This window comes from Saccharopolyspora gloriosae (assembly GCF_022828475.1).
Taxonomy (GTDB): Bacteria; Actinomycetota; Actinomycetes; order Mycobacteriales; family Pseudonocardiaceae; genus Saccharopolyspora_C; species Saccharopolyspora_C gloriosae_A.
Window position 1 is genome coordinate 5,644,812 of the sequence record NZ_CP059557.1, and the last position, 15,114, is coordinate 5,659,925.

Here is a 15,114-nt window from a genome sequence, read left to right on the forward strand (position 1 = left end):
CCTCCCCGCCAGGATCAGCCCCGGGTCAACTTCCGGTGGGTGACACGATGCGGACGGGCGGCCTCCTGCCCCAGTCTGTCGATCTTGTTCTTCTCGTAGCCCTCGAAGTTGCCCTCGAACCAGTACCACTTGGCCGGGTTCTCGTCGTCGCCTTCCCAGGCGAGGATGTGCGTCGCGACGCGGTCCAGGAACCACCTGTCGTGCGAGATCACCACGGCGCAGCCGGGGAACTGTTCGAGCGCGTGCTCCAGCGAGCCCAGGGTTTCGACGTCGAGGTCGTTCGTCGGCTCGTCCAGCAGGATCAGGTTGCCGCCCTCTTTGAGGGTCAGCGCGAGGTTCAGCCGGTTGCGCTCACCGCCGGAGAGCACGCCCGCCGGCTTCTGCTGGTCAGGACCCTTGAACCCGAACGCGCTCACGTAGGCGCGGGACGGCATCTCGACCTGGCCGACCTGGATGTAGTCGAGACCGTCGGAGACCACCTCCCACACGTTCTTGTTCGGGTCGATGTGCGACCGGTTCTGGTCGACGTACGACAGCCGCACGGTGTCGCCGACCTTGACGGTGCCCGCGTCCGGCTGCTCCAGCCCGACGATGGTCTTGAACAGCGTCGTCTTGCCGACACCGTTCGGGCCGATGACGCCGACGATGCCGTTGCGCGGCAGGTCGAACGTCAGGCCGTCGATGAGCAGGTTGTCGCCGAAGCCCTTCTTGAGGTTCTCCACCTCCACGACCTGGTTGCCCAGTCGCGGTCCCGGCGGGATCTGGATCTCCTCGAAGTCGAGCTTGCGGGTCTTCTCCGCCTCGGCCGCCATCTCCTCGTAGCGCTCCAGCCGGGAACGCGACTTGGTCTGGCGGGCCTTCGCGTTGGAGCGGACCCACTCCAGCTCGTCCTTCAGGCGACGCTGAAGCTTCTGGTCGCGCTTGCCCTGGACGGCGAGTCGCTCCTGCTTCTTCTCCAGGTACGTGGAGTAGTTGCCCTCGTACGGGTAGGTGCGTCCGCGGTCGAGCTCCAGGATCCAGCCCGCGACGTTGTCCAGGAAGTACCTATCGTGCGTCACGGCCAGGACGGCGCCGGGATAGTTCGACAGGAACTGCTCCAGCCACAGCACGCTCTCGGCGTCCAGGTGGTTCGTCGGCTCGTCCAGCAGCAGCAGGTCGGGCTTGCTCAGCAGCAGCTTGCACAGCGCGACCCGGCGGCGCTCACCACCGGAGAGGTGGCTGACCTCGGCGTCCGGCGGCGGGCAGCGCAGCGCGTCCATCGCCTGTTCGAGCTGGGAGTCGATCTCCCACGCGTCCGCGTGGTCGAGGTCCTCCTGGAGCTTGCCCATCTCTTCCATCAGCTCGTCGGTGTAGTCCGTGGCGAGCTGCTCGGCGATCGCGTTGAAGCGGTGCAGCTTCTCCATGATCTCGCCGACGCCTTCCTCGACGTTGCCGAGGACGGTCTTGTCTTCGTTGAGCGGCGGCTCCTGCTGCATGATGCCGACTGTGTAGCCGGGCGAGAGGAACGCTTCACCGTTGTTCGGGTGTTCGAGTCCCGCCATGATCTTGAGCACGGTCGACTTGCCGGCGCCGTTCGGGCCAACGACGCCGATCTTGGCACCGGGGTAGAACTGGATGGTCGCGTCATCGAGGATGACCTTGTCCCCGTGCGCCTTCCGCACCTTCTTCATGGTGTAAATGAACTCGGCCATGCCCTGAATCGTAGTTGCGACCCGTGTCGGCCCGTGCACCGCCGTCGATTGCCACCCCGATGACGGTGCACGCCCCGGACTCTCCCGGCTTCACCGCTGGTCACCGACCCGAAGCGCTCCGCTCGGGTCACCCGCTCCGCGCCGCCGCCCGCCGATGCTGATCCACCCCGGAGACGCCCTTGACGGCGTCGAGTTCCGCGGCGAGGCGGTCGGCGGCTCCGGGAATGCGGTTGCCCCGCGCCAGATCCAGTCCGACCGCCGCGGCCTCCACCTCGACCGAAGTGCGCCAGCCGCCCGCTGATTCGTACTCACGGGTGTACAAGCGTCCGGATACGAGCACCGGAGTGGTTTTGCCCACCACGCCGATCACTCCGTCGGCCACCCGCCGCCAGCAGTGGACGGTGACGATCAAGCGGTCGCCGTCCACCCACTTCTCGGCTTCCTTGTCGTAGCGCCGGGAATTGCCCGCCAGCCGGAAGCTGACGACTCGCTCACCACCGGGCGTCTCCCGGATCCTCGGCTCGGAGAGCACGGTTCCCACCACTGCCACGGTCGTCTCGAACATCACGGCCACCCTTCGGCGCATCGGAGCCGTCCCTCGGCCCGACTCCAGATTGCGCGGCGCCGATCACTCCGCGCTACCCCGCGATCACAATCTGTGGACAGATCGAGCGCTTGTGGACAACTGCGGCGAAAATCGGGCCTGACTCCCCCTCCGAGGGTCACCCATCAGCGCGAGATTGGGAGCCTGACGACCCCGACCCGGCGGCATCGCCGCCGGAGAGCCGCCGCAGCATCTCGTTGTAGGCGGCCAAATCCGCGTCCCCGTCGGCGGCGGCCCTGCGGTCGTAGCGCCGCGCCTCCCGCTCATCGGCGCGCGACCACTGGATCAGCAGCGCCAGCATCACGACCACCAGCGGCACCTCGCCGGACGCCCACGCGAGCCCGCCGCCGAGGTTCTGATCCGCCAGCAGATCCTGCGCCCAGGGCAACGAAAGACCTCGGTAGAAGTCCGACCCGATCACGTTGTTCGACATCATCAAGGTGATGCCGAAGAACGCGTGGAACGGCATCGAAGCGAACACCATCCCGACCTTCGCCAGCGAGGGCATCGACCGCGGTGCGGGGTCGATGCCGATCACCGGCCAGTAGAAGACGTAACCCACCAACAGGAAATGCGCGTTCATCAGCAGATGCGCCCAGTGCTGCGGCAACGCGGCGTCGAACAGGCCGGAGAAGTACAGCGCCCAGAACGATCCGACGAACAACGCCAGCGCCACGAACGGATTGGTCAGCCACCGGGTCAGCGGCGAGTGCAGGAATGCCAGCAGCCACTCCCGCGCACCCGGCGGCTCCCCCTTCGCCGCGGGCCGCAGCGTCCGCAGCGCCAGCGACGTCGGCCCCGCCAGCACCAGCAGCACCGGCGCGAGCATGGACAACACCATGTGCTGGCCCATGTGCACGCTGAACATCGCGGGCGCGTACCGGCCCATGCCCGAGGACGTGGCGAACAGGATGCTGGCGCAGCCGCACAGCCAGGCGATGGTCCGGCCCACCGGCCACTGGTCCCCGCGGCGGCGCAGCACGTGCACGCCGTAGAGGTACAACCCGGCGAGCACGATCGACAACGTCCCGAATACCAGGTCGAACCGGCCATCGAAGATCAATTTCATGGCCGTCGGCGCCCCGTCCAGCGGATAGCCGATCAGCAACTCGGTCCGGTCCGGAACCGCACCGAGCTCCGCAGGCGGCGGAGTGCGCCCGAGCGCGACGGCGACCCCGATGGTCGCGAACATCGTCAGCACTTCGATGGCACCGAGCCGCAGCAGGGTGTCCGCGCCCTCCTCGACGCGCCGCACGGCCCGCTCCCGCTGGAAGTAGGCGATGACGCCGAGCACGGCCAGCAGCCCGATCTTGACCAGGACCAGCACCCCGTAGGTCGTCGTGACCAGCTGATCCGGCGGAACCCGCACGAAGGAGTTCAGGACACCGGACACGGCCATGACGATCCAGCAGACCAAGGCGATCCGGGAGAACCGCCGCGCCACCAGACCCGCGTGCGCGCCGTTGCGCGCCAGGTGCGCGAGCAGCGCCACCAGCCCACCGACCCACAACGTGGCCGAGAAGAGGTGGAACAGCAGGCTGTTCGTCGCGATGTCGTGGGCACCGCCGCTGGCCGAGTGCCCGGTGGCGATCACCGGGAACAGGCCGAGCAGCGAGACCGCGAACAGCACGACCGCCCAGCCCCAGGACAGCACCACCCGGCAGGCCACTACGAGCACCAGCGCGATCACGGCAGTGAGCAGCCACGCCTTGGCCTCTTCCAAAGCATCGACGAGCCCGAACAGCACCTCCGTGTTGAGCACTTCGTGGATCGGGCGGCCGGTGGCATCGGCCGCCGTGAACGGCACGAGCAACGCGGCACCGACGCACCACACCGCAGCGGCCCAGCCTGCGGTGCGCACCGCGGCGTAGCCGTCGGCGAGCAGCGGCCCGGACCGTCGCGCGGGAATGCCGAACGACGCCAGCAGCAACGATCCGATGCAAATGACCGCACCGGCCTCGGCGAGCACCCGAACGACCGGAAGCCCGAGGCTGGTCACCGTCCCCGGGTCGGGCAGTCCGATGGCGGCGTAGGCATCGCTCGCCGACATCGCGGTGAGCGCCGCCGCCACCACCGCGGCGAGGATCCCGGCCGTGACGACCAGGATCCCGACGGTGGTGGACCTGGTGCGCGGGTCGGGCGGAACGGTCTCAGAAGCCACGCGACGAGCCTAACGTCCGCTCTCTGACCTGCGGTTTCGGGTTCGGCGTGACGGCCGTCCCGCACAGGTTCCCACGTCGATCGGGGACATCGCTTCGAGCGGAACCGGCGCCGTCACCGCAGGCGGCGCCACGACCCGGCTCCTGCTCGCGCACCACCCGGCGTCGCGGGCGGGAGGTTTCGCCACGGCACCGGCGGGTTCATCAAACAGAGCTCCTCGCCCGGTCGGCGGCCCGCAGCGGAGCCCCCATCTCGTGCAAGTGCCGCAGCACGTGGCGGTAGGACTGCACGACTCCGGCTTGGGTGTACGAGATGCCGTGCACGGCGCAGAACCGCTCCACGATGGGCTGCGCTCGGCGCAGGTGCGGCCGGGGCATGTTCGGGAACAGGTGGTGCTCGATCTGGTAGTTCAGCCCGCCGAGGACGAAATCGGTGATCGGCCCACCACGGATGTTGCGCGACGTCAGCACCTGCCTGCGCATGAAGTCGACCTTTTCTCCGGTCATGGTCGGCATGCCCTTGTGGTTGGGCGCGAACGCGCAACCCATGTACACGCCCCACAGCGCCTGGTGCACGAGGATGAACACGACGGCGAGACCGGGCGAGAGCACCAGGAACACCGCCGCGAGGTACAGCACGACGTGCGCGGCCAGCACCGCGCCTTCGACTCGGCGACGCTTCGTCTCCCCGCTCAGCACCGACCGGATCCCGGAGACGTGCAGGTTCAACCCTTCGAGCGTGAGCAGCGGGAAGAACAGCACCGCCTGGTACTTGGCCATCCAACGGAGGAAACCGGTCCGCAGGCGGGCCTGCGCTCCGGTGAACACGACGGCGGGCACGTCCAAGTCCGGATCGTGCTCCTCGTGGTTCGGGTTGGCGTGGTGGCGGTTGTGCCCGCTGACCCACTGCTGGAAGTTCATGCCGACCAGTCCGCCGTGCGCCGTGCCGACCACGTCGTTGGGGCGCCGAGTCCGGAAGATCTGCTTGTGCCCCGCGTCGTGGCCGATGAAGGCGAGCTGCGCGAACACGACCGCCAGCAGCGCCGCGATGACGAGTTGCCACCAGGTGTCGCCGAGGAAGGCGAACGCCGTCCACAGGCCCGCGAACGCCAGCAGGTTTCCGGTGATCTTCAATCCGTAGTAGCCGCGCCTGCGCTGCAGCAGTCCCGCCTCGCGGACCTCGCGGGACAGCTCTGCGAACTCGCTACCGGTGCGTTGCCCGGTGCTCGACGGCGCTTCGCTCATCGTCCCGCAGTGGTCGGCTCGGAGAAGCGGATGTCCCGGGAGTGGCGATCGGTGCGCCCGCCCGCGACCGGGCGGGTGGGGGGATGCTGGTCCTCGGGGTGGCTGAACACCGCGGGCTCAACGCCGTCGGCGGTGGACGAACGGGTGTAGGTACTAGTCAATGAAACTCCTCATGTCTTCGGGTGGACCGGCCGACGGCCGGTCTCCGGTGGGGCGTGCCGGCTCCGCTCAGCGGACGGCGGCCACCCGGCCGCCTTCGGCTTCCCACCGCTGTTCCGCCCTGGCGTCCGCCCCCTGCGGGAGCGGCACCAGCGCGACTGCGTCTTCGACGCCCGAGAGCCCGGCCGCCGAACTAGTCGTGTCGGCCGCGTCCTCGGTGGTGCCCGGTGGCGCGACCAGCAGGCTCACCCGCCGACCGTCCGCGCCGATCACCACGACGGTGCGCGGATCCATCGCCCGGAAGCCCTCGAACCGCACCAGCCGGCCTCCGATGGTCATTTTTCGGTCCATCGCACCCCACGTCGCGAGGTGGTAGGACACGCGGCTGATCGGTCCGACCGCGTCGCCGAGCGCGACCGCCAGTTCGGTGAACTCGATCACCGGCTCCGCGGAGCCGGGCCACCAGCCGCCGTCGAACCGGCCAGGAGCGGCGTCGGCCGCCTTCATCCGCAGGCGCGGCGCGGAAGTTCGGTGTGCTGCGAATGTTGAATCAGGCTGAACCGAGGTCATCTCGGCGCTCCCGTCCCAAGCCCGAACGGGCCGGACAATCGTGGTGCGCCCGAAGCGGCACCCGCGAAACCGCGGATAGTCGAACGCCTCCGGTACCCTGATCCTACGCCCCTTCGCCGGATCCCGGGTAATCCGGCGGCTTCCGGCCACTAGGTGCGACTACCGCGCGGAGCCGGGGTAAGGTCCGGAGGTGATCTTGGTCGAGGTTGCTCCCCGCCCCCGGCGACCAGTGAAAAGGCGCCCCCGGCAGGACTCGAACCTGCGACCTAAGGATTAGAAGTCCTTTGCTCTGTCCAGCTGAGCTACGAGGGCTTGTGCATTGCTCACGTGAGCTGCAGGAAGCAGGGTAACCGTCCACTCCGTCGACAGTGGTACCGACGCCGTCGGCGTTGCAGAGCCGGTATCGAACGGCAAGCTGATCGACAACTCGGCGCCATGACCGAGCCGGAAGCGGCCGCCCACACCCTCGAATGATCACAAAGGAATCACGGTGACACGGCCGGAAAACCCGCGCCGGGGCCGCTGCGCCGAGTTCGACGCAGCGGCCCCGGCGGTCCGGTCACGCGCAGGAATCGGGCGCCACGTCCAACACCGGGTCGTCCTGGCCGACGCCGGCGAACGGGTACTCGTCGACCGGGGCCGCCACGCCGTCGCGCACGTCATGAGCGATGCGCTTGCCGTCGTAGGCGGGCTCCGGAGCCTGGCTCTCGTTGGAGGCGGCGAGGGTGATCAGCACGCGACCGTCCGATCCGGCCGGTCCGCACTCGTATCCGAGCCGCGCGGCCACACCCCCACCTTCGTTGATCTTGAGCGGTGCGCCGTCCTGCGTGGTCAGCTCCCTCGGAGCACCGTCGGCCCCCAGATCCCAGATGCCGAACCACTCGGTGTTCGCCCCGACGGACTCGGTGACCAGCAGTTCCTGCCTGCCGTCGTTGTTGACGTCCAGGACTCGCATGGGCCGCGTGCCCGCGTAGGCGTCCCCGGTCAGCGTCGCCTCAGTGGTGCGTCCGTCTACTGTGAACTGAATAACCTGCTGTGATCCGTCCCCGACAGCGGAAAGCCTTGCAGAGTCGAGTGTTCCGTTTCCATCAAGATCCAATGTGGACTGCTGACTCGAATCCGCGGCAGCGATTCCCGCCGGGACCAGCGCCATCGCGAAGGCCAGCGCACCGATGCCCACACCTGCTCGAATTCCGTTCTTCCCCACAGTGTTTCCTCTCGAATCGACGTGCTCGGCAAGGCCTGAGCGCCCCTCCCCTCCCCTGTTCAGATGACGCTCCACCGCGCCGCAGGTTGCCTCCGAAGCCGAAAACGCAGTCGTGTGCACGCTGGGTGACCTGGACGTCAAGGCCTTGTCTTCCGGCCAGAAGCAAGTAGCCTCCGAAGTGCTGGTGGTTCGCACAGCTCTGCGAAAGCGGCGCGGTGCGAGGCAAGAGGGAACCCGGTGCGAATCCGGGACTGCCCCGCAGCGGTGAGTGGGAACGAACGCCGTCACTGGTCCACGACCGGTCACAGCACTGAGCGCACGCTCGGGAAGCGACGGCCAGTAGGAACCCCCGGCTAGGCCGGGAAGAGCCCGCGAGTCCGAAGACCTGCCGCCGGTGCACGCGTCCACGCGACGCGTGCTGTTGCGAGGTCCCGCGGGAGGACCTGGTCGACGAGTCGCCACAAGGGCGACGTGTGCCGATCACCTCCTGCTCGACCTCGCAGAACTGTTGTCCAGCTCGCGAGGAGAGAGCGTTGACCAGCACAATCGGATCCACCGTGCTCGGATTTCCCAGGATCGGACCGAACCGGGAACTCAAGCGGGCACTGGAGAACTACTGGAAGTCCCGCATCGGTGAACCGGAGCTGCGCGAAGTCGCGCGCACGCTGCGCACCGACACGTGGCGGTCGCTGCGCGACGCCGGGCTGGACTCGGTGCCGGGAAACACGTTTTCGTACTACGACCAGGTGCTCGACGCCGCCGTCACCTTCGGCGCGGTACCCGCCCGGTTCGCCGAACTGGGCCTGAACCCACTGGACACCTACTTCGCGATGGCGCGCGGCGTGGAATCGGCGCCACCGCTGGAAATGACGAAGTGGTTCGACACGAACTACCACTACATCGTCCCGGAGATCGGCCCGGAAACCGAATTCCGGCTGACCGACCAGACGGTCGTGGACCAGTACAACGAGGCCGCCGAACTGGGCATCACGACCCGCCCGGTCGTGGTCGGGCCGCTGACGTTCCTGCTGCTGTCGAAGCCGCGGGACGGCGCCCCGGAGTCGTTCCGCCCACTGGACAAGGTCGACGATCTGGTGGCCGCGTACGCGGAACTGCTCGGCGAACTGCACCGGGCCGGCGTCGAGTGGGTGCAGCTCGACGAACCCGCTTTCACTGCCGACCGCTCCCAGGCCGACCTGGACGCGCTGCGCACCGCCTACCGCAAACTCGGTGAGCTGACGGAGCGGCCGAAGATCCTCGTCGCCTCGTACTTCGGGGATCTCGGTGACGCGCTGGGCGTGCTGGCCTCGGCTCCCATCGACGCGCTGGGCGTGGACCTCGTCGCCGGGCAGCACACGGTGGACGAACTGCCGTCGATCTCGGCGCTGCGCGACAAGACGCTGGTCGCCGGGCTCGTCGACGGCCGCAACATCTGGCGCACCGACCTGGACAAGGCGTTGAAGAAGGCGGCGACGCTGCTGGGCCTGGCCGGTGAGGTCTCGGTCAGCACCTCGTGCTCGCTGCTGCACGTGCCCTACGACGTCGAAGCCGAAACCGACATCGACCCGCAGGTGAAGTCCTGGCTCGCATTCGCCGCGCAGAAGGTCGGCGAGGTCGTGACCCTGGACCGGGCGCTGCACCAGGGCCGCGAGTCGGTGTCCGCGGAACTCGACGACGCGCGCGCACGCATCACGGACCGCGCAGGTGCGGAACGAGTGCGCAACAACCGGGTGCAGGCGCGGCTCACCTCGCTCAAACCGGAGCACGCCCAACGCGGGGACTACGCGAAACGCCTTGCGGCGCAGCAGAAATCCCTGCGCCTGCCGCCGCTGCCGACGACCACCATCGGCTCGTTCCCGCAGACCACCGACGTGCGCAAGGCCCGCGCGGCGCTGCGTTCCGGCAGCATCGACCAGGCCACCTACAAGCAGCGGATGCGGGACGAGATCGAACGCGTCATCCGGTTGCAGGAAGACCTGGGACTCGACGTGCTGGTGCACGGCGAACCGGAACGCAACGACATGGTGCAGTACTTCTCCGAGTACATGGACGGGTTCGTCAGCACCCACAACGGCTGGGTCCAGTCCTACGGCTCCCGCTGCGTGCGCCCGCCGATCCTGTTCGGCGACGTGTCCCGGCCCGAGCCGATCACGGTCGAGTGGGCGAAATACGCGCAGAAGCTCACCGAGAAGCCCGTGAAGGGCATGCTGACCGGCCCCGTCACCATCCTCGCCTGGTCGTTCGTGCGCGACGACCAGCCGTTGGGCGACACGGCGCGGCAGGTCGCGCTCGCCATCCGGGACGAGGTCAAGGACTTGGAGAACGCGGGCATCCGGGTGATCCAGGTCGATGAGCCCGCGCTGCGCGAACTGCTGCCGCTGCGTTCGTCGCTGCACCAGGCTTACCTGGACTGGGCGGTGGAATCGTTCCGCCTGGCGACCTCCGGCATCGCCGAGAGCACGCAGATCCACACCCACCTGTGCTACTCGGAGTTCGGCGACGTCATCAATGCGATCGTGGCGCTCGACGCCGACGTGACGAGCATCGAGGCGGCCCGCTCGCGCATGGAGGTGCTCGACGACCTCAACGCGGTCGGGTTCGGACGCGGTGTCGGGCCGGGCGTGTACGACATCCACTCGCCACGCGTCCCAGAGGCCGATGGGGTCACGGACCTGCTGAAGGCGGCGCTGGCGGCGGTGCCCGCGGAACGCCTGTGGGTGAACCCGGATTGCGGTCTCAAGACCCGCGGCTACGCGGAGGTCGAGGCCGCCCTGAAGAACGTGATCAGCGCGACGGAAGCCGTGCGCCCGGCTTCCAGCTGATCTCGAAGCCGGGGGCGGTGCTCGCTCTTCCCACCGCTCACCGCCCCCGGCCCCCGCCTGGAGTGAACGGACCCTTCGACCAAACTCGTTGGACAAACGGTCCGCTCACTCCATCCCACCTCCCCCACATCCACGCCGTACAGAGGTCACGTTCCCGAGTGAACGGACCCTTCGACCAAACTGGCTGGACGAACGGTCCGCTCACTCCATCCGGCCCGACGAACGGTCCGTTCGCACTCCGCTGCCGACGGCGAGGCCGCGGGTGGATCACTTTTGCACTACGGCTGAGTAATGGATCGACCCGTCCAGGCGCTCAGGAACGTCCGGGGCACGGCACTCCGAGCGACGGAGCGAAGTTCGCTCCCTTCGCAATCCCTTGCACCACAACGAGATTCGATCGCCCGGACATGCCCGGCAAGGATCACCTCGGGCGACGGCGACCTGGGGAAGCCGCTGTGCAGGCGGTTAAGGTGAGCCGGTGGCTGGGGAGTTCTGGAATCACAACGTGCACTACCACCGGCTCGTGCTCGACACGGTCCCGGACGGATGCGGCAAGGCTCTTGACGTCGGATGCGGCGACGGGTTGCTGGTGCGCAAGCTGGCGGCGCGGGCGAACCGCGTCACGGGGATCGACCGCTCCCGCAGGATGATCCGGGAGGCCCGGCGGGCCAGCATCAACCTCAGTAATGTGTCCTATGTGGACTCTGATTTCGTGGACTTCGAGGCGAAGGAGCGCGGCGGCGAATACGGGTTCATCAGCAGCGTCGCCGCGCTGCACCACATGGACTTCACCTCCGCGCTCACCGGCATGGCCCGACTGCTCGCCCCCGGCGGACGCCTGGTGCTCATCGGCCTGGCACGGCACCATACGCCACTCGACTGGGCGTGCGACATCGCGGCGATTCCGGCGCACCGCATCCTCGCCCGTCGCCACGGCGGCGTCACCGAACCTCCCGACCTACCCACTCGGGACCCGGCGATGACCTGGGACCAGGTGCGCCATGCCGCGCGAGACCTGCTGCCCGGCTCCCGGTACCGACGGCTGCTGCTCTGGCGCTACGCCCTCACCTGGCAGAAGCCCGAGCCGGCATCCAGCTGAAGTGAACGGACCGTTCGCCCAATCCAGCTGGACGAACGGTCCGCTCACTCCACCGACCCCCCGCGCCGGCCGAGCGGTCCGGAACGAGTGAACGGACCGTTCGCCCAATGCGCTTGGACGAACGGTCCGTTCACTTCAGCGGATCAGCCGGATCAGGCTCGGGCGGTGACGCGGTGGAAGGCGTCGACGAGGTCGCTGAGCTCCGGCACCTGTTCGGCCTCGGCGAGGGACTTTTCGAGTGCCGCATCGTGGGTGGGGCGGGCCTGCTCGAGCAGGGCGCGGCCGTCGTCGGTGAGCTCGGTGTAGATGCCGCGTCGGTCGTCCTTGCACAGGATCCGGGCGAGCAGGCCGCGATCTTCGAGCCTGGTCACGAGCCTGGTCGTGGCGCTGCCGCTGAGCGCAGCGGCACGGCTGAGCTGCTGCATCCGCATGTGCCAACCGTCCTGGCGGCTGAGCGCGTCGAGCACGGTGTACTCGACGACGGACAGGCCGTGGCCGGTACTCAGCGCCTTCTCCAGCGCGGTTTCCAGCATTCCGTGCAGCGCGGCGAGCGTGCGCCAGCCTTGCGCGCGCACTTCGACCGCGTCGTCGGCGATACCCACTCGCCACCTCCTGCCAGCGAGCCCCCGCCACCGGTGAGCTCAGTCTCTCCGCTCAGCCTAGCAGCTTGCGCAGATAGCAAGCGCCTGCAACTATTTACCAGGCGCGTGCAACTACCTGTTCGAGCATGGTTTCACCGCGCACTCCGCATCCGAAGGACCTGAGATGGGCATCCGACGGGGACCTCACGAGGAAAGCGAGCATCGATGAACACCGACATGTCCGGCCGCACGGCGCTGGTCACCGGCTCCACCAGCGGAATCGGCCAGGCGATCGCCGCGAGCTTCGCCCGCGCCGGAGCCGACGTCGTGGTCAACGGCAGGTCCCGCGAACGAGTCGACAGAACCGTCGACGCCCTGCGCGCCGAGACCGGCGGCAACGTACGCGGGATCGCCGCGGACATCGGCACCGCCGAGGGCGCTGAGACGCTGTTCGCCGAACTGCCCGACGTGGACGTCCTGGTGAACAACGCCGGGATCTTCTCCGCCACCCCGGTATTCGAGATCAGCGACGCCGAGTGGAGCCGATTCTTCGAGGTCAACGTGCTGTCCGGAGTGCGCCTCGCCCGGCACTACACACCGCGCATGGTGCAGCGCGGCTGGGGACGAGTGATCTTCATCAGCAGCGAGTCCTCGATCTTCATCCCGACCGAGATGGTGCACTACGGGATGACGAAGACAGCCCAGCTCTCCGTGGCGCGCGGCATGGCGCAGGAGGTCAAGGGCACCGGTGTCACCGTGAACAGCGTGCTGCCCGGGCCGACGCTCACCCCCGGCGTCGCCGAGTTCATCGGCAGCCGGGTCGGCCCGGACGTTCCGTTCGAGGAGGCCGAACGCCGCTTCATCGCCGAGGAACGCCCGAGTTCCCTGCTGGGACGGCTGATCCGGCCGGAAGAGGTGGCGAACCTGGTGCTCTACGCCGGTTCCGAAGCGGGCTCCGCGACCACCGGCGCCGCGCTGCGCGTCGACGGCGGAGTCGCCCCGTCGCTGACCTGAGCACGACGGACGACGCGGGGCTCGCGAACCGGATCGCGCCCCGCGTCCAGCGTCACGCCGGGCGGCACTCGGAGAGGAACGGACGCATGGCGTCCAGCATCCCCGGCGCGTCCTCTTCGGGACGTAGTGCCCGGCGCCCGGCAGCACCACGCTGGTGACGTGCTCGGCGACGGAGCCGATCTCGTCGGCCATGAGCTCCCCGACGGATTCGGAACCCGCGATCGTCAGCACCGGCAAGGTCAGTTTCGTCTTCTTGCGCACCAGGTTCTGTTCGATGATCGCGTCGATGGCGCGGTAGTAGTCGAAGCTCGCCCGCAACGCCTCAGGGTCGCGAAGCGCGTCGACGTACACCTGAACGGCGTGCTCGGGAATCGCCGTCGGTGTCGCGGCCTTCGTCGCGAACTGGTGCCCGAAGTAGATCTCCTCCCGCCCCTGGACCAGGCGCTCGTTCACGCCGAAGGCGCGATTGAAGTTGAAGTGCCACAACAGATCACTCGTCCGGCGATCGGCCAGCAGCGGCGGCGATTCGGCCAAGCCCGGCACGATCGCCTCGCACAGCACGGCACGTTCCAGCACCTCGGGGTGATCCGCGGCCAGCGCGTAGCCGGTCCACACGCCGATGTCGTGCGCGACGAGCGCGAACCGCTCATGCCCCAGAGCTCGCATCAGGCCGACCAGGTCGGCCGCCAGCGTCCCGGAGTCATAGCCGGTGGCGGGCTTGTCGGTCAGGTTCACGCCGCGCGGATCCACGGCCACGACGGAGAACCGTTCGGCCAGCTCCGGCAGCACGAATCGCCACTGGTACCAGTTCTGCGGCCACCCGCCGAGCACCAGCAGCGGCGGGCCTTGCCCACCGGCGAGGTAGTGCGTTCGGAGGCCGTCGACCGTGGCGTAGTGGTCGTGGAAGACGTCGGTGAAACCCGCCGGGAGCCGGGGCGCGGACTCGATTGATCCGGGGCCGTGCGGGACTTCGGATGAGGACACGAGGAAACTCCGTGTTCGACGAAGGAAGAAGGGGACCGGCCGGTGCCGCACGGCGCCGAGCGGACGGCTCACCTTGGTGGCCGACCCGGCTGGTGCGACCTACACTAGCCATGTTGGAACGATCGGTCAAACATGGTCGAGGGGAGTGCTCGAATGGCAGGACGCAAGCAGTTCGACGTCGACACCGCCCTGGACGGCGCGATGCACGTGTTCTGGGAGCACGGCTACGCCGAGGCCAGCCTGAACAGGCTGCTCACCGCCACCGGACTCGGACGCGGCTCGCTGTACTCCACTTTCGGCGGCAAGGAGCAGCTGTTCCGGCTGAGCCTCCAGCGCTACGCGGAACTGTTCGGCTCCCGGCTCACGCAAGCCCTGCGGGAGCACCCCGACGATCCGGTCGCCGCGATCCGCGCCTTCTACGACGCCGTGCTGGATCGCCTCGCGAACCCGGAGGTTCCCGCGGGCTGCCTGATCACCCGGCTCGCCGCCGAAACCGCCGAACTCGACGAGCCGGTGCGCGACGCCGTCGGGAACGCGCTCAACGAGCAGCGCGCCGAGGTGCGGGCGGCACTGCGACCGGCGGAGAAGTCGCTGTCCGGCAAGGAACTCGACGACCTGGCGCTGTACGTGTCGGCGGTGAACCAGTCGCTGACGGTGCTGCACGTCGCCGGGACCCCGCTGGAGGAGCTGCGCACCGTCGCCGACATGGCCCACTCGCACCTGGCCGCCGCCCTGCACGGCTGAACCCGGCCGGCGCCCACATCGTTCGGAGTGAACGGACCGTTCGCCCAATCCCACTGGACGAACGGTCCGTTCACTCCACCAACTCGTCGCCGGCGGCCCCCGGCTGACGCACCGCACCGTCGCCTCGCGCCGCCGATTCGGGTTGAGTGAACGGACCGTTCGTCCCACTGGATCGGACGAACGGTCCGTTCACTCCCGTCGGAGCCGCGCGCCGGTGCTGGGCGTTCGTCCGAAC

General features: G+C 68.5%; 12 protein-coding genes, 1 tRNA gene, 1 pseudogene and 1 riboswitch. Of the genes and pseudogenes, 4 read left to right on the forward strand and 10 right to left on the reverse strand.

Annotated elements, in window-relative coordinates; genetic code table 11:
• Nucleotides 1-14: 14 nt before the first annotated feature.
• The 8 genes from ettA to H2Q94_RS24680 form a co-directional block, all read right to left on the reverse strand.
• Nucleotides 15-1,691: an energy-dependent translational throttle protein EttA gene (gene ettA / locus H2Q94_RS24645; RefSeq protein WP_243789548.1), complete on the reverse strand. Its 1,677-nt coding sequence runs from the start codon at nucleotides 1,689-1,691 to the stop codon at nucleotides 15-17.
• Between the two features lie 127 nt (nucleotides 1,692-1,818).
• Nucleotides 1,819-2,256 carry a single-stranded DNA-binding protein gene (locus H2Q94_RS24650; RefSeq protein ID WP_243789549.1) on the reverse strand — a complete coding sequence of 146 codons (438 nt, stop codon included), beginning with the start codon at nucleotides 2,254-2,256 and terminating at the stop codon, nucleotides 1,819-1,821.
• Nucleotides 2,257-2,413: 157 nt separating this feature from the next.
• Nucleotides 2,414-4,456 (reverse strand): bifunctional copper resistance protein CopD/cytochrome c oxidase assembly protein, encoded by a 2,043-nt coding sequence (locus tag H2Q94_RS24655; protein WP_243789550.1) that lies wholly within the window; start codon nucleotides 4,454-4,456, stop codon nucleotides 2,414-2,416.
• 202 nt (nucleotides 4,457-4,658) lie between these two features.
• Nucleotides 4,659-5,699 (reverse strand): fatty acid desaturase family protein, encoded by a 1,041-nt coding sequence (locus H2Q94_RS24660; RefSeq protein ID WP_243789551.1) that lies wholly within the window; start codon nucleotides 5,697-5,699, stop codon nucleotides 4,659-4,661.
• The gene (locus H2Q94_RS24665) at nucleotides 5,696-5,860 is read right to left on the reverse strand and encodes a hypothetical protein (protein WP_243789552.1); all 165 of its coding nucleotides are present in this window, start codon (nucleotides 5,858-5,860) and stop codon (nucleotides 5,696-5,698) included. Before H2Q94_RS24665 ends, H2Q94_RS24660 begins: the two co-directional genes overlap by 4 nt.
• A gap of 67 nt (nucleotides 5,861-5,927) precedes the next feature.
• Nucleotides 5,928-6,365, reverse strand: coding sequence for a DUF5994 family protein (locus H2Q94_RS24670; protein ID WP_243789553.1), 438 nt, complete (start codon nucleotides 6,363-6,365; stop codon nucleotides 5,928-5,930).
• Nucleotides 6,366-6,666: 301 nt separating this feature from the next.
• A tRNA-Arg gene (locus H2Q94_RS24675) sits at nucleotides 6,667-6,740 on the reverse strand.
• 247 nt (nucleotides 6,741-6,987) lie between these two features.
• On the reverse strand, nucleotides 6,988-7,635 hold the full coding sequence (locus H2Q94_RS24680) for an FG-GAP repeat domain-containing protein (protein WP_243789554.1): 648 nt from the start codon (nucleotides 7,633-7,635) through the stop codon (nucleotides 6,988-6,990).
• Nucleotides 7,636-7,803: 168 nt separating this feature from the next.
• Nucleotides 7,804-8,042: riboswitch (cobalamin riboswitch) on the forward strand.
• Between the two features lie 126 nt (nucleotides 8,043-8,168).
• On the opposite strand from H2Q94_RS24680, the gene metE reads away from it, so the two are divergent.
• Both metE and H2Q94_RS24690 read left to right on the forward strand, forming a co-directional pair.
• Nucleotides 8,169-10,457 (forward strand): 5-methyltetrahydropteroyltriglutamate--homocysteine S-methyltransferase, encoded by a 2,289-nt coding sequence (gene metE, locus H2Q94_RS24685; RefSeq protein WP_243789555.1) that lies wholly within the window; start codon nucleotides 8,169-8,171, stop codon nucleotides 10,455-10,457.
• Nucleotides 10,458-10,935: 478 nt separating this feature from the next.
• A complete protein-coding gene (locus H2Q94_RS24690) occupies nucleotides 10,936-11,556 on the forward strand; it encodes a class I SAM-dependent methyltransferase (protein WP_243789556.1) in 621 nt (206 codons plus the stop codon).
• Nucleotides 11,557-11,708: 152 nt separating this feature from the next.
• Here H2Q94_RS24690 and H2Q94_RS24695 read toward each other — a convergent pair whose 3' ends face one another.
• Nucleotides 11,709-12,158, reverse strand: coding sequence for a MarR family winged helix-turn-helix transcriptional regulator (locus tag H2Q94_RS24695; RefSeq protein ID WP_243789557.1), 450 nt, complete (start codon nucleotides 12,156-12,158; stop codon nucleotides 11,709-11,711).
• A gap of 204 nt (nucleotides 12,159-12,362) precedes the next feature.
• Between H2Q94_RS24695 and H2Q94_RS24700 the strand changes: the two genes are divergently transcribed.
• The gene (locus tag H2Q94_RS24700; protein ID WP_243789558.1) at nucleotides 12,363-13,151 is read left to right on the forward strand and encodes an SDR family NAD(P)-dependent oxidoreductase; all 789 of its coding nucleotides are present in this window, start codon (nucleotides 12,363-12,365) and stop codon (nucleotides 13,149-13,151) included.
• A 486-nt stretch (nucleotides 13,152-13,637) separates the two neighbouring features.
• On the opposite strand, the pseudogene H2Q94_RS30745 reads toward H2Q94_RS24700, so the two are convergent.
• Nucleotides 13,638-14,207 (reverse strand): annotated as a pseudogene (locus tag H2Q94_RS30745) (alpha/beta fold hydrolase); the annotation flags it as partial.
• An 81-nt stretch (nucleotides 14,208-14,288) separates the two neighbouring features.
• On the opposite strand from H2Q94_RS30745, the gene H2Q94_RS24710 reads away from it, so the two are divergent.
• Complete coding sequence (locus H2Q94_RS24710; protein WP_243789559.1) at nucleotides 14,289-14,879, forward strand: TetR/AcrR family transcriptional regulator; 591 nt, start codon at nucleotides 14,289-14,291, stop codon at nucleotides 14,877-14,879.
• Nucleotides 14,880-15,114 lie beyond the last annotated feature (235 nt).